Origin of the sequence: Pseudomonas sp. 102515, assembly GCF_031085165.1 — a bacterium.
In the GTDB taxonomy this organism is placed as follows: Bacteria; Pseudomonadota; Gammaproteobacteria; order Pseudomonadales; family Pseudomonadaceae; genus Chryseomonas.
The window spans coordinates 447,836-461,229 of sequence record NZ_JAVHTY010000002.1 but is presented as its reverse complement, the minus strand read 5'-3'; the positions used below and the strand labels follow the sequence as shown (position 1 = coordinate 461,229).

Genomic DNA, 13,394 nt, shown 5'->3' with positions numbered 1-13,394 from the left:
TGTCGTTTTTTAAAAGTTTCGACACCTTGCCGACCTGGATCACAGATGGCAAGTTTTTTTAGCCCTCGATGTGACTCAAAAGTCGAGGAAGGACGTCTATGGCCCTTTTTTTGATCTGAACGGTCGCCAGGCCACTCAGCGACGAGCGGTCCGGATTGATTTCGATGAAGTCACCACCCTGAGCCAGGGCATGACTGATCGGCGCCTGGATATAGCCGAAGGCGGCCGTGGTGCCGACGGCGATCACCAGGTCGAAGCCCTCCTCCACCGCCTCCTGCAGACGCTGCAGCTCGGTGACCGGCAAGGCTTCCTCGAACAGCACCACGGGTGGCCGCAGAATGCCGCCGCAAGCAGGACAACGCGGCGGCAACGGACCGGCCAGGTGACCTTGCGCCTCCTCGACGGCCTGCGCGCACCTCATGCAGGCGAGCGGCTCCAGGTGCCCATGGATCTCGATCAGTCGTTCCGGGGGGAAACCCGACTGCCGATGAAAGCCGTCGATGTTCTGCGTCAGCACCCAGCTGCCGGGGTGACTGACGCCGAAGTCGGTGATCGCCTGGTGCGCCGCATTGGGCCTGGCCGCGGCACAGGCCCGGCCGAGTTGCGCCAGGTAGCGCCAGCAGAGCTCCGGACGCTGCCGGAGCATGCTGCCCGACAGGGCCGCCTCGATGGGGATGCCTTCCTCGGTGAGGCCGTTGTACAGCCCGCCGAGCCCGCGATAGGTCGGCAGTCCCGAGTCGGCGGACAGCCCCGCCCCGGTGATGAACAGCACCCGCCCGGCCCGCTGCAGCAGGCCGTGAGCACGCACCAGGGCGTCGGTCAATGATTCACCGTCAGGGCCAGCATCACCGACAGCTGGCAGAGTGGGCGGCCGCTCTGTTCCTGCCAGAGGTTGAAGGCCTCCTGCATTTTCTGCCGATCACGCTTGGCGGTGGGTGCCTTGTCGAGGATGTTCTGCGCCTTGAGCGCCGTCACCACGTCGTCGGTCGCCAGAAAGGTGTCCTTGCCAGCCATGCGCAGGACGCGCTGCGCCGACAGGCCACCCAGCTGATTGCCGCGTTTGGTCAGCAGCTCCCAGAGGCCGACGATGTCCTGCGTCGGCCATTCGGCCAGCAACTGGCCGAAGCTGCCGTGACTGCGCTGGAAGTCCAGCACCATCTGGGCGTTGATCGGCACGCTGCGCAACTTGCCCAGGTGGCGTATCAGACGGGCGTCCTGCATCAGCCGCTCCAGACGCTCGCCGCCCATGAGCACCACCTTCTCCGGATCGAAGCCGAAGAAGACCTCCTCGAAGGCCGGCCACTTGGCGTCCACCAGGCTGTGCTTGAGTCCGGCGCGAAAGATGCGGCGGGTCAGCAGCGACAGATAGCGGTCATCGCCCACGGACGCCAGGGTGGCGGCGTCCACCGGTTGCGGCAGCCGCGCCTCCAGGGCCGCGCGAGAGCCGCAGCGGTTGAGGGCATATTCGAGCAGCCAGGCGTAATCCCGCATCAGAGATTCATCACCTGGACGAAGCGCGGCGTGGCGCTGTCATCGATCTTGAGACTGGCGAAGTCGAACAGCTCGCGATCGGCCAGCTGCGAGGGCACCACGTTCTGCAGGGCGCGGAACATGATCTCGGTGCGTCCCGGCGTCTTGCGCTCCCACTCCAGCAGCATCTCCTTGACCACCTTGCGCTGCAGGTTTTCCTGGGAGCCGCAAAGGTTGCAGGGAATGATGGGGAATTCGCGCAGGACGGCGTAGGCCTCGATGTCCTTCTCGTTGCAGTAGGCGAGCGGGCGGATCACCACATTGCGGCCGTCATCGGCGCGCAACTTGGGCGGCATGGCCTTGAGGGTGCCGCCATGGAACAAATTGAGAAAGAAGGTTTCTACCATGTCGTCACGATGATGGCCGAGCGCCATCTTCGTCGCGCGGATCTCGTCGGCGAAGGTGTAGAGGATGCCCCTCCGCAGCCGCGAGCACAGCGAACAGGTGGTCTTGCCCTCGGGAATCTTTTCCTTCACCACGGAATAGGTATCACGTTCCAGAATGTGGTATTCGACCCCCAGTTCCTTCAGGTACTGAGGTAAAACGTGCTCAGGAAAGCCCGGCTGCTTCTGGTCGAGGTTGACCGCCACGATCTCGAAGCGAATCGGTGCGACCTTCTGTAGATAGAGCAGCATGTCGAGCAGGGTGTAGCTGTCCTTGCCACCGGACAGGCAGACCATGACCTTGTCGCCGTCCTCGATCATGTTGTAGTCGGCGATGGCTTCGCCGGTAAGACGGCGCAGGCGTTTCTGCAGCTTGTTCTGGTTGACCGAAAGGGTGCCCATGGATGAATCCGCGAAAGGAAAAAACGAAAGGCCGGCATTTTACGCGCAAAGCGTCCGCCGCCCTACCCCGAACGTCAGTCCGTAGCGACCGGCAGCCATGAACGAAACCCAGGCGTTCATGACGGCGCTCCATCAGGAACTGCTCAGAGCCCAGGCCAGCCTGTCGGAATACGAGTTGCTGCAGGCCTTGCGCCGCACAGGCTCGCCACTGGTTCCGCCACGCCCGGTGACCGACAACTACGAACTCTTCCGCCTGCATTTCCGCGTCTTCAATGCCCTCTACCAGCTGCGCGACCAGTTGCGTGCCGAACAGCGCGCCGAACTGGTCATCAGCGCCCTGCGCATCGAACTGCGACCCTATCTGCGCGCCCGGCCCGGGCTGATCGTGGCCGATCCGCTGCGCGCCTATTACCTGGATCTCACCCAGCTGGAGACCACCACCCGGGAAGACGTGGCCAACCTGCTCAATCACTTCTGGGCGCTGGTCAATGGTGAGTCCGAACTGCTGGAAGCCCTGCGCCTGCTGGGCCTGGATCGTTCGGCCGACTACGGCCAGATCCGCCGCCGCTATCGCCAGCTCGCCAGTCGTCACCATCCGGATCGTGGCGGCAGCACCGGTCGGCTGCAAACCATCAATGCGGCCATGGACACGCTGAGGCGGCACTACGGTCACCAGCCGACCGCGGACGCTAGGGCACAGGCACGAGCTTCTGCATAATTGCCCGGTTCCTCAGAGGTTGCCCATGCCTGAACCACTCAAAGACCGGGTCGAAGACTGCTATCGACAGGCCGAAGCCTTCTTCAAACGCCGCTTTCCTCGTCCCGACGTCAGCCTGGCCCTGCGTGGCCAGCGCGCAGGCGTCGCCCATCTCACCGAGAACCGGTTGAGATTCAACGGGCAGCTCTATCAGGAAAATCGCGCCCACTTCCTCGAACAGACCGTGGCCCACGAAGTGGCGCATCTGGTGGCGCACCAATTGTTTGGCGGCAGCATCAGGCCCCATGGCGAGGAATGGCAGCTGATCATGCGTGGCGTCTATGGCTTGCCGCCGGATCGCTGCCATACCTACGAATTGCCGCAACGAGCACGCACCCTGTACCTGTATCGCTGCAACTGTCCGGACGGTCGCTTCGAATTCACCGCCCAGCGTCATGCCCTGGTACGCAAGGGACGGCGCTATCTGTGTCGACGTTGCCGCGGCCCCCTGGACTTCACCCAGGAAGTCATCCGCGGCTGACCCTGCCGGGCCCGACCGGGTTCCGGCAGGCAGCGAAAATCATCAGCCCTGGGCGAAGACTTCGGCGAACAGGTTGCGCATCGCCAGGAAGGCGCGCTTGGCCACTACCGGGTGATACTGCTGCTTGCCCGGATTGCTGGCCTCGGGATCGGTGAAGGAATGCACCGCGCCGCCATAGCTCAATAGTTGCCAATCCACCTGGGCGGCATCCATCTCCTGGCGGAAGCCCGTCAGTTGCTCGTCCGGCACCATCGGATCGGAGGCGCCGTGCAGCACCAGCACCGGACCGGTGATACGGGCCGCATCGGCCGGATTGGGCGTGTCCAGGTTGGCGTGGAAAGTTACCACGGCGCTCAGCGGGGCACCGTCGCGCGCCAGTTCCAGGGCCGCGCAGCCGCCAAAACAGAAGCCGATGGCAGCGATCTGGTGGACGTCCACCGCCGCCGTCTCGGCCTGGGCGACCAGCGCCGCATGGGCTGCCTGCATGCGCTGGCGCAACAGCGCGCGATCGCCGCGGATCGGCGTCATGGCCGCCAGGGCCTCGTCGGCATTCTGCGGACGCACATTGCGACCGTAGAAATCCACTACCAAGTAGGCCAGGCCGTCGGCCTCGGCCAGCGCCTTGGCCTGCTCCACGGCGCCATGGGATACCCCCATCCAGTTGGGCGCCAGGAGCACGCCCGGGCGGGTGGGATTACCGCTGGTGGCGTACACCAGCTGGCTCTCGAATGGCTGACCATCGATTTCGTAGGCAACGGGTTTTACAGTGACATCGACCATGGGGGCCTCCAAAGGGTGGATAAGAAGAAGCCCGCCGAGGCGGGCTTCTCTATCTTCAAGCGGACAATTCCACCAGCAGTTTGTTTAACCGGCGGACATAGGCGGCGGGATCCTTGAGGCTGTCGCCCGCGGCCAGCGCAGCCTGATCGAACAGGATGTGCGACAGGTCGGCGAAGCGGTCCTCGTCGGGCTCGCCATCGAGTTTCTCGATCAGCGGGTGCTGCGGATTGATCTCGAAGATCGGCTTGGAATCCGGCGCCTTCTGACCGCTGGCTTCCAGGATGCGGCGCATCTGCAAGCCGAGGTCCTGCTCGCCGATGGCCAGGATCGCCGGCGAATCGGTCAGGCGATGGGAAACACGGACTTCGCTGACCTGGGCATCCAGGGCCTGCTTGAGGCGCTCCACCAGGCCTTCCTTGGTCTTGGCGACCTCTTCCTGGGCCTGCTTGTCTTCTTCGCTGTCCAGCTTGCCGAGGTCGAGATCGCCACGGGCGACGTCGACGAAGTGCTTGCCGTCGAACTCGGTGAGATAGCTCATCAGCCACTCGTCGATGCGATCGGTCAGCAGCAGCACCTCGACACCCTTCTTGCGGAAGACTTCCAGGTGCGGGCTGTTCTTGATCTGGGCGTGGCTCTCGCCGGTCAGGTAGTAGATCTTGTCCTGGCCGTCCTTCATCCGGCCGATGTAGTCGGCCAGCGACACGTTCTGGGCATCGTCGCCGTTGTGGGTCGAGGCGAAGCGCAGTAGGCCGGCGATCTTCTCGCGGTTGGCGAAGTCTTCCGCCGGACCCTCCTTGAGCACCTGGCCGAAGTGCCCCCAGAACGACTGGTACTTCTCCGGCTCGCTCTTGGCCAGCTTCTCCAGCATGTCCAGCACGCGCTTGGTCAGCGCCGACTTCATGGAGTCGATCACCGGATCCTTCTGCAGGATCTCGCGGGACACGTTCAGCGACAGGTCGTTGGAGTCCACCACACCCTTGATGAATCTCAGGTACAGCGGCAGGAACTGGTCGGCCTGGTCCATGATGAAGACGCGCTGCACATAGAGCTTGAGGCCCTTGGGCGCTTCGCGCTGGTAGAGATCGAAGGGCGCGCGAGCCGGCACGTACAGCAGCGAAGTGTATTCGAGCTTGCCCTCGACCTTGTTGTGGCTCCAGGTCAGGGGATTCTCGAAGTCATGGCCGACGTGCTTGTAGAACTCCTGGTAGTCCTCGTCCTTGAGCTCGGTACGGGGACGGGTCCAGAGCGCGCTGGCGCGGTTGACGGTTTCCCATTCCTGCTCGGCGGGTTTTTCCTCGTCACTGCCGTGGTGTTCCTTGGGCAATTCGATGGGCAGGCCGATGTGGTCGGAGTATTTCCTGACCACGTTGCGCAGGCGCCAGCCATCGGCGAACTCGGTTTCCTCGGGCTTGAGGTGCAGCACGATGCGGGTACCGCGCTCGGGCTTGTCGATGTTGGCGACCTCGAACTCCCCTTCCCCCCTGGACGACCAGTGCACGCCTTCGGCGGCGGGCTGGCCGGCACGGCGGGTATAGACGTCGACCTGATCGGCGACGATGAAGGCCGAGTAGAAACCCACGCCGAACTGACCGATGAGGTTGGAATCCTTCTTCTGGTCACCGCTGAGGTTCTTCAGGAAATCGGCGGTACCGGACTTGGCGATGGTGCCGAGGTGGACGATCACCTCTTCGCGGCTCATGCCGATGCCGTTGTCTTCGAGGGTGACCGTGCCGGCCTCCTTGTCGAAGCTCAGGCGAATCTTCAGCGTATCCCCGCCCTCGAGCAGTTCGGGCTTGGACAAGGCCTCGAATCTGAGCTTGTCGGCCGCGTCGGAGGCGTTGGAAATCAATTCGCGCAGGAAGATTTCCTTGTTGGAATACAGCGAGTGAATCATCAGGTGAAGCAGCTGCTTCACTTCGGTCTGGAAGCCTAGGGTTTCCTTTTGAGTCTCCACACTCATGCTACGAACTCCGCTATCGATAGGTACGCACCAGATGCCTGGCGATGTCGCGGAGATGGGGGCGCCTGGTGACATTTCAACCTTGGCGCGCTCGGTTCGCGATGCAGGTAGGAATTTGCGCGATGCTTGGGCTAGACGCGGAACTTAACTTTTAACGGTGCGCTCGAACGGCTGTCGTGTAGTTCATAAGGAGAAAACACATGAAAAAGCCCTTCGCCATCGCCCTGCTCTTCACTGCCGCCTTCGGCCTCGCCGCCTGTGACAAGCCTTCCGAAAACAAGGCTCAGGATGCTGCCAAGACCGAACAGAAAGCCCAGGAAAACCTGAACAAAGCCGCTGAGCAGAGCAACAAGGCTGCCGAGCAGCGCAACGAAGCCGCCAACGAGGCTGCCAAGGAGCAATCCAAAGGCGAAGCCACCTCGGTCAGCCCGGCCACCGGTACCGCCAACGGCAATGCGCCGGCTACCCAGCCCAAGCCGTAAGCTGTCTGGATATGAAAAAAGCCCGCTGCTGCGGGCTTTTTTGTGGGCGGCGGATTCAGGAGCGCGAGGGATCCGGCTCGGCTTCACCCTCAGGCGCACGTCCGCCGCGCCTCAGACTTTCCAGCGCCAGGGCGACCAGGCCCACCACCACGGCGGGCAACAGCCAGCCCAGGCCCGAGTCGGCCAGCGGCAGCCAGTGTACGGCACCGCTCAGGTAGGGCACCGTCAGGTGCGCAGCCTGCAGGCCATCGAGGATGCCAAAGGCCAGGGCCACCAGCAGCACTGGCCCGAGGATGCGCCCGGGCGCCGCCCAACGGGCGGTGAAGAAACTCATCATCACCAGGGCGATGCAGGGCGGATAGATGGCGGTCAGGATCGGCACCGAGATCTGGATCAGCTGGGTCAGGCCCAGGTTGGACACCAGCAGCGAGAAGGCCGCCAGCAGGACCACCAGGCTGCGATAGCTGAACGGCAGGAATTCGCTGAAGAACTCCGCACAGGCGCAGGTCAGGCCCACCGCCGTGACCAGGCAGGCCAAGGTGATCAGCACCGCGAGGAAGTCGCTGCCGACGCTGCCGAAGGTGTGCTGCACATAGGCATGCAGGACCTCGGCGCCATTGCTGGCATGGGGCACCAGCACCCCGCTGCCGGCGCCGAGCTGGAACAGACTCAGGTAGACCAGCACCAGCCCTGCCCCGGCAATCAGCCCGGCGATGATGGTGTAGCGCGTCAGCAGCTGCGGCGCCGTCACACCACGAGCACGAATGGCGTTGACGATGACGATGCCGAATACCAGGGCGCCCAGGGTATCCATGGTCAGGTAGCCGTTGACGAAGCCCTGGGACAGCGCCCGCGAGGCGTAGTCCGGTGCCGCCGTGGCAGGACCGCCAGCCGGCCAGAACAGCGCTGCGCCGCCCAGCACCGCCAAGGCCAGGATGTTCAGCGGACCGAGAAAGCGCCCCACGGTGTCGAGCAGACGTCCCGGATAGAGCGAGACCACCAGCACCACCAGGAAATAGGCCAGGCTGTAGAGGAACAGCGGTATGGGTCCGTTGCCCAGCAGCGGCGCGACGCCGACCTCGAAGGACACCGTGGCGGTGCGCGGCGTGGCGAACAGCGGGCCCACCGACAGGTAGCAGACGATGGCCAGGGCGCGGGCGGCGGTCTGGCCGAGCGGTTTGCTCAGGGCGTCCATGCCGCCCCCGACCCGCGCCAGGGCGATCAGCGTCAGCACCGGAAGGCCGACGGCGGTCAGCAGAAAGCCCAGGGCGGCGCTCCAGACATGCTCGCCCGCCTGCAGACCGACGATCGGGGGAAAGATGATGTTGCCCGCGCCGACGAACAGCGCGAACGTCATGAATCCAAGGGCCAGGACATCCCGGCTTTGCAAAGCTTTCATGGAAGGCAGTACCAGCAATGAGGAAAACAAGGCAGCCCGCCCTCATGGGAGCAGGTCTTGGCGGAGCCACGGCGTGGCCATTGGAGCGAAAAGGTTGCCATCCTAACGAATTACCGGCAAAAAGGCAGCCGGCAGCTGATGAGGCGTCGTGGTCGCGCCCATGAAAAAGGCCGCCCGAGGGCGGCCTTTTCTACCGTCAGTCAGGCTCAGGCCTGCTTGACTTCCCAACCGGTCAGCTCGGCCAGGGCCTTGCCGATGTCGGCCAGGGAACGCACGGTCTTCACACCCGCGTCCTGCAGGGCGGCGAACTTCTCGTCCGCAGTACCCTTGCCGCCGGAGATGATGGCACCGGCGTGGCCCATGCGCTTGCCGGGCGGTGCGGTGACACCGGCGATGTAGGACACCACCGGCTTGGTCACGTTGGCCTTGATGTAGGCCGCGGCTTCTTCTTCAGCGCTGCCGCCGATCTCGCCGATCATCACGATGGCTTCGGTCTGCGGATCTTCCTGGAACAGCTTCAGGATGTCGATGAAGTTCGAACCCGGGATGGGGTCGCCGCCGATGCCCACGCAGGTGGACTGGCCGAAGCCGGCGTCGGTGGTCTGCTTCACGGCTTCATAGGTCAGGGTGCCGGAACGCGACACGATACCGACCTTGCCCGGCAGGTGGATGTGACCGGGCATGATGCCGATCTTGCACTCGCCAGGGGTGATGACGCCGGGGCAGTTCGGGCCGATCAGGCGTACGCCCAGTTCGTCGCACTTCACCTTGGCATCCAGCATGTCGAGGGTGGGAATACCCTCGGTGATGCAGACGATCAGCTTGATACCGCCCAGCGCCGCTTCCATGATGGAGTCTTTGCAGAAGGGAGCCGGCACGTAGATCACCGAAGCGTCGGCGCCAGTGGCTTCGACGGCTTCACGCACGGTGTTGAACACCGGCAGACCCAGGTGGGTGGAGCCCCCCTTGCCGGGGGTCACGCCGCCGACCATCTGGGTGCCGTAGGCGATGGCCTGTTCGGAGTGGAAGGTACCCTGGCTACCGGTGAAGCCCTGGCAGATGACCTTGGTGTCTTTGTTGATCAGGACGCTCATTACTTACCCTCCGCGGCCTTGACGACCTGCTGGGCAGCGTCGGTCAGGCTGGTTGCCGCGATGATGTTCAGGCCACTTTCGGCCAGGACCTTGGCACCGAGTTCGGCGTTGTTGCCTTCCAGGCGAACCACGACCGGCACCTTCACGCCAACTTCTTTCACGGCACCGATGATGCCTTCGGCGATCATGTCGCAGCGCACGATGCCGCCGAAGATGTTGACCAGAACGGCCTTCACGTTGCTGTCGGACAGGATGATCTTGAACGCTTCGGTCACGCGCTCTTTGGTCGCGCCACCGCCAACGTCCAGGAAGTTGGCCGGCTTGCCGCCGTGCAGGTTGACGATGTCCATGGTACCCATGGCCAGACCGGCACCGTTGACCATGCAGCCGATGCTGCCTTCCAGGGCCACGTAGTTCAGTTCCCACTTCTGCGCATGGGCTTCACGGGCGTCGTCCTGCGACGGGTCGTGGAAGGCGCGCAGCTTGGGCTGACGGTAGATGGCGTTGCTGTCGATGTTGATCTTGGCATCCAGGCAGTGCAGGTTGCCGTCCTTCTTGATCACCAGCGGGTTCACTTCCAGCAGAGCCAGGTCGTAGTCCTGGAACAGCTTGGCCAGACCGACGAAGATCTGGGTGAACTGCTTGATCTGGTCACCTTTCAGGCCCAGCTGGAAAGCCAGGTCGCGACCCTGGTAGGGCTGAGCGCCCACCAGCGGATCGATGGTGGCCTTCAGAATCTTTTCCGGAGTGTCGTGAGCGACTTTCTCGATGTCCACGCCACCTTCGGTGGACGCCATGAACACGATACGGCGGCTGGAACGATCGACCACGGCGCCCAGATAGAGCTCCTGATCGATGTCGGTGCAGGATTCAACCAGGATCTTGGTGACCGGCTGACCGTTGGCGTCGGTCTGGTAGGTCACCAGACGCTGGCCCAGCCACTTGGCGGCGAATTCCTTGGCTTCTTCCTTGCTCTTGACCAGCTTCACACCACCGGCCTTACCACGGCCACCGGCATGTACCTGGGCCTTGACGACCCACTCGTCGCCGCCGATACGGCCGCAAGCCTCGTAGGCCTCCTGGGGGGTGTCGACAGCGTAGCCTTTGGAAACGGGCAGGCCGTATTCAGCGAACAGCTGCTTACCCTGATACTCGTGGAGATTCATGCTTGTCTACCGTCTTCGTTGGGTATTGCGCATTCGACGCTGTGCGTTCTCCGAGCCGTCCTCCGGACGGTCGCGGGCACCGCGCCACCTGTGACCCCTGCCCTAGTGTGGTGTCTCACACCACCCTAACAAGGGTCCGAGGTGCCTTCCTGCGGTGGAGCCCTGAGGCTCCACGGCGGTCGGCAACCCCGTGGTTCCGTAAATCTCTTACCGCTTCTTGCGATTCACTGCGTGGATCGCGTGACCGTTCACCGCCAGGGCCGCCTCGTGCAGCGCCTCGGACAGCGTCGGGTGCGAGAACACCATCATGCCCAGGTCTTCGGCGCTGGAGCCGAATTCCATGGCGATGGCGCCTTGCTGCACCAGCTCCGCCGCGCTCGGGCCGACCACATGGACGCCCAGGACGCGATCGGTCTTGGCATCCGCCACGACCTTGACGAAGCCTGCGGTGTCGTTGGCCGCCAGGGCACGACCGCTGACCGCGAAGGGGAAGGTGCCGACATTGACTTCGACGCCTTCGGCCTTCAGGGCCTGCTCGGTCTTGCCGACCCACGCGATTTCCGGGTGGGTGTAGATCACCGAGGGGACCAGATCATAGTTCATCTGGGCCTTGTGACCGGCGATGCGCTCGGCAACCATCACGCCCTCTTCCGAGGCCTTGTGGGCCAGCATCAGACCGCGAACGCAGTCACCGATGGCGAACACGCCCGGGACGCTGGTGGCGCAATGGTCGTCGACGTAGATGTAGCCACGCTCGTCGCTTTCCACGCCGCTGTCGGATGCCAGCAGGTCGGTGGTGACCGGACGACGGCCCACGGCGACGATCAGGCGATCGAAGGTGATCTGCTTTTCTTCACCGGCTTCGGTGTAGTTGACGGTGACTTCTTCGCCGTTGACCTGGGAGCCGGTCACGCGAGCACCCATGCGAATGTTCAGACCCTGCTTGGAAAGGATCTTGTAGGCTTCCTTGGACACCTGCTCATCGGCGGCGACCAAGAACTTGTCCAGGGCTTCCAGCACGGTGACTTCGGCACCCAGGCGAGCCCAGACCGAACCCAGTTCCAGGCCGATGACGCCGGCACCGATCACGCCCAGACGCTTGGGCACGCTCTGGAATTCCAGGGCGCCGGTGGAATCGACGATGACCTTCTGGTCCACCGGAGCCGGCGGAATGTCGATGGGACGCGAGCCGGACGCCAGGATGACGTTCTCGGCCTCGACCACCTGGACGTTGCCGTCCAGACCGGTGACTTCGACCTTCTTGCCGGACAGCAGCTTGCCGTTGCCTTCCAGCAGGGTCACGCCGTTTGCCTTGAACAGGGTGGCCACGCCGCCGGTGAGGTTCTTCACGATCTGGTCCTTGCGGCCGATCATGGTGGGCACGTCGATGGTGACGTTCGGCGCGTCGATGCCGTGGACCTTAAAGCCCTCGTGGGCCTCGTGGTACTTGTAGGAGCTGTCCAGCAGCGCCTTGGAGGGAATGCAACCCACGTTCAGGCAGGTGCCGCCCAGGGCGACCTTGCCTTCCTTGCCCTTGTAGCGCTCGACACAGGCCGTCTTCAGACCGAGCTGCGCGGCGCGGATGGCGGCCACGTAGCCACCAGGGCCTGCACCGATCACCACTACGTCGAATTTGTCGCTCATACACTAATCCCCTTGGAGCAGCTTCAGGCAGGAAAACTTGAAGCGGTGCGTGGCCCCTGCCCCGCACCGCGAGAGCCGGATCAGATGTCCAGCAGCAGACGAGCCGGGTCTTCCAGCAGGTCCTTCATGGTGACCAGGAAGGTCACAGCTTCCTTGCCATCGATCAGGCGATGGTCGTAGGACAGCGCAAGATACATCATCGGCAGGATCACGACCTGGCCGTTCACCGCCATGGGGCGCTCCTGAATCTTGTGCATGCCCAGGATCGCGGTCTGCGGCGGGTTGACGATGGGGGTGGAAAGCAGCGAACCGAAGACACCACCGTTGGAGATGGTGAAGGTACCGCCCTGCATGTCTTCCATGGTCAGCTTGCCGGCCTTGGCCTTCTTGCCGAAGTCGGCGATGGTGCCTTCCACTTCCGCCAGGCTCATGAACTCGGCGTTGCGCAGCACCGGAACCACCAGGCCGCGGTCGCTGGACACGGCTACGCCGATGTCCTGGTAGCCGTGGTAGACGATGTCGTTGCCGTCGATGGAGGCGTTGACGCCCGGCTGACGCTTGAGCGCCTCGGTGGCGGCCTTGACGAAGAAGGACATGAAGCCCAGGCGCACGCCATTGTGCTTCTTCTCGAACATGTCCTTGTACTTGGAGCGCAGGTCCATGATCGGCTTCATGTTGACCTCGTTGAAGGTCGTCAGCATGGCCATGCTGGACTGGGCTTCCACCAGGCGCTCGGCGACCTTGGCCCGCAGGCGGGTCATGGGCACGCGCTTCTCGGTACGGTCGCCAGCGGCGGTCACTACCGGAGCGGCAGCGGCAGCAGGCTTGGCAGCCGGCGCGGCGGCGCCGGACTTCTTGGCCTCGACGGCGGCGACGGCGTCTTCCTTGGTGATGCGACCGCCCTTGCCGGTACCGACCAAGGTAGCCGGATCGATGCCGTTCTCTTCGGCGATCTTGCGTGCAGCGGGAGCCAGGATCGGATCCTCTTCACCACCGGCGGCCGGGGCGGCGGCCGGAGCGCTGGAGGCAGCCGGCTGGGCAGCCGGAGCGGCGGCGGCAGCGCCCTCTTCGACGCGAGCGATGACCTCCTCGCTCAGCACGGTATCGCCTTCGTTCTTCAGGACTTCGGCCAGAACGCCATCCACGGGTGCCACGACTTCCAGCACGACCTTGTCGGTCTCGATGTCGACCAGCAGTTCGTCACGCTTGACTGCTTCGCCGGGCTTCTTGTGCCAGGTGGCGACGGTGCCGTCAGCGACCGATTCCGGGAAGGTAGGGGCTTTGATCTCGATAGCCATTCTATGAATTTCCTTAGT

General features: G+C 63.7%; 13 protein-coding genes. 3 read left to right on the top strand and 10 right to left on the bottom strand.

What is annotated here, in order from left to right:
- Window positions 1-58: 58 nt before the first annotated feature.
- Genes RCF34_RS09095 through ttcA form a run of 3 tightly spaced genes read right to left on the bottom strand, consistent with a single transcriptional unit; the run spans window position 59 to window position 2,315 of the window.
- Window positions 59-823: an NAD-dependent protein deacylase gene (locus RCF34_RS09095; RefSeq protein WP_308707876.1), complete on the bottom strand. Its 765-nt coding sequence runs from the start codon at window positions 821-823 to the stop codon at window positions 59-61.
- On the bottom strand, window positions 820-1,491 hold the full coding sequence (locus RCF34_RS09090; protein ID WP_308707875.1) for a DNA-3-methyladenine glycosylase I: 672 nt from the start codon (window positions 1,489-1,491) through the stop codon (window positions 820-822). Before RCF34_RS09090 ends, RCF34_RS09095 begins: the two co-directional genes overlap by 4 nt.
- The gene (gene ttcA / locus RCF34_RS09085) at window positions 1,491-2,315 is read right to left on the bottom strand and encodes a tRNA 2-thiocytidine(32) synthetase TtcA (RefSeq protein WP_308707874.1); all 825 of its coding nucleotides are present in this window, start codon (window positions 2,313-2,315) and stop codon (window positions 1,491-1,493) included. The genes RCF34_RS09090 and ttcA overlap by 1 nt, the downstream gene beginning before the upstream one ends.
- Before the next feature lie 97 nt (window positions 2,316-2,412).
- Here ttcA and RCF34_RS09080 point away from each other — a divergent pair, with 97 nt between their 5' ends.
- Together RCF34_RS09080 and RCF34_RS09075 are read left to right on the top strand one after the other, a co-directional pair.
- The gene (locus RCF34_RS09080) at window positions 2,413-3,033 is read left to right on the top strand and encodes a DNA-J related domain-containing protein (protein ID WP_308707873.1); all 621 of its coding nucleotides are present in this window, start codon (window positions 2,413-2,415) and stop codon (window positions 3,031-3,033) included.
- A 25-nt stretch (window positions 3,034-3,058) separates the two neighbouring features.
- Complete coding sequence (locus tag RCF34_RS09075; protein ID WP_308707872.1) at window positions 3,059-3,553, top strand: SprT family zinc-dependent metalloprotease; 495 nt, start codon at window positions 3,059-3,061, stop codon at window positions 3,551-3,553.
- 42 nt (window positions 3,554-3,595) lie between these two features.
- Here the strand turns inward: RCF34_RS09075 and RCF34_RS09070 are convergent, their stop codons facing one another.
- On the bottom strand, window positions 3,596-4,333 hold the full coding sequence (locus tag RCF34_RS09070) for a dienelactone hydrolase family protein (RefSeq protein ID WP_308707871.1): 738 nt from the start codon (window positions 4,331-4,333) through the stop codon (window positions 3,596-3,598).
- Window positions 4,334-4,388: 55 nt separating this feature from the next.
- A complete protein-coding gene (gene htpG, locus RCF34_RS09065; RefSeq protein ID WP_308707870.1) occupies window positions 4,389-6,293 on the bottom strand; it encodes a molecular chaperone HtpG in 1,905 nt (634 codons plus the stop codon).
- A gap of 200 nt (window positions 6,294-6,493) precedes the next feature.
- Between htpG and RCF34_RS09060 the strand changes: the two genes are divergently transcribed.
- Window positions 6,494-6,775 carry a hypothetical protein gene (locus tag RCF34_RS09060; RefSeq protein ID WP_007159246.1) on the top strand — a complete coding sequence of 94 codons (282 nt, stop codon included), beginning with the start codon at window positions 6,494-6,496 and terminating at the stop codon, window positions 6,773-6,775.
- A 55-nt stretch (window positions 6,776-6,830) separates the two neighbouring features.
- On the opposite strand, the gene brnQ is transcribed toward RCF34_RS09060, so the two are convergent.
- The 5 genes from brnQ to odhB form a co-directional block, all read right to left on the bottom strand.
- Window positions 6,831-8,174 carry a branched-chain amino acid transport system II carrier protein gene (brnQ, locus tag RCF34_RS09055; protein ID WP_308707869.1) on the bottom strand — a complete coding sequence of 448 codons (1,344 nt, stop codon included), beginning with the start codon at window positions 8,172-8,174 and terminating at the stop codon, window positions 6,831-6,833.
- 206 nt (window positions 8,175-8,380) lie between these two features.
- Window positions 8,381-9,268 (bottom strand): succinate--CoA ligase subunit alpha, encoded by an 888-nt coding sequence (gene sucD, locus RCF34_RS09050; protein ID WP_308707868.1) that lies wholly within the window; start codon window positions 9,266-9,268, stop codon window positions 8,381-8,383.
- Window positions 9,268-10,434, bottom strand: coding sequence for an ADP-forming succinate--CoA ligase subunit beta (gene sucC / locus RCF34_RS09045; protein ID WP_064306646.1), 1,167 nt, complete (start codon window positions 10,432-10,434; stop codon window positions 9,268-9,270). Before sucC ends, sucD begins: the two co-directional genes overlap by 1 nt.
- Window positions 10,435-10,641: 207 nt before the next feature.
- Complete coding sequence (lpdA, locus tag RCF34_RS09040; RefSeq protein WP_133859672.1) at window positions 10,642-12,078, bottom strand: dihydrolipoyl dehydrogenase; 1,437 nt, start codon at window positions 12,076-12,078, stop codon at window positions 10,642-10,644.
- 80 nt (window positions 12,079-12,158) lie between these two features.
- The gene (odhB, locus tag RCF34_RS09035; protein WP_308707867.1) at window positions 12,159-13,376 is read right to left on the bottom strand and encodes a 2-oxoglutarate dehydrogenase complex dihydrolipoyllysine-residue succinyltransferase; all 1,218 of its coding nucleotides are present in this window, start codon (window positions 13,374-13,376) and stop codon (window positions 12,159-12,161) included.
- Window positions 13,377-13,394 lie beyond the last annotated feature (18 nt).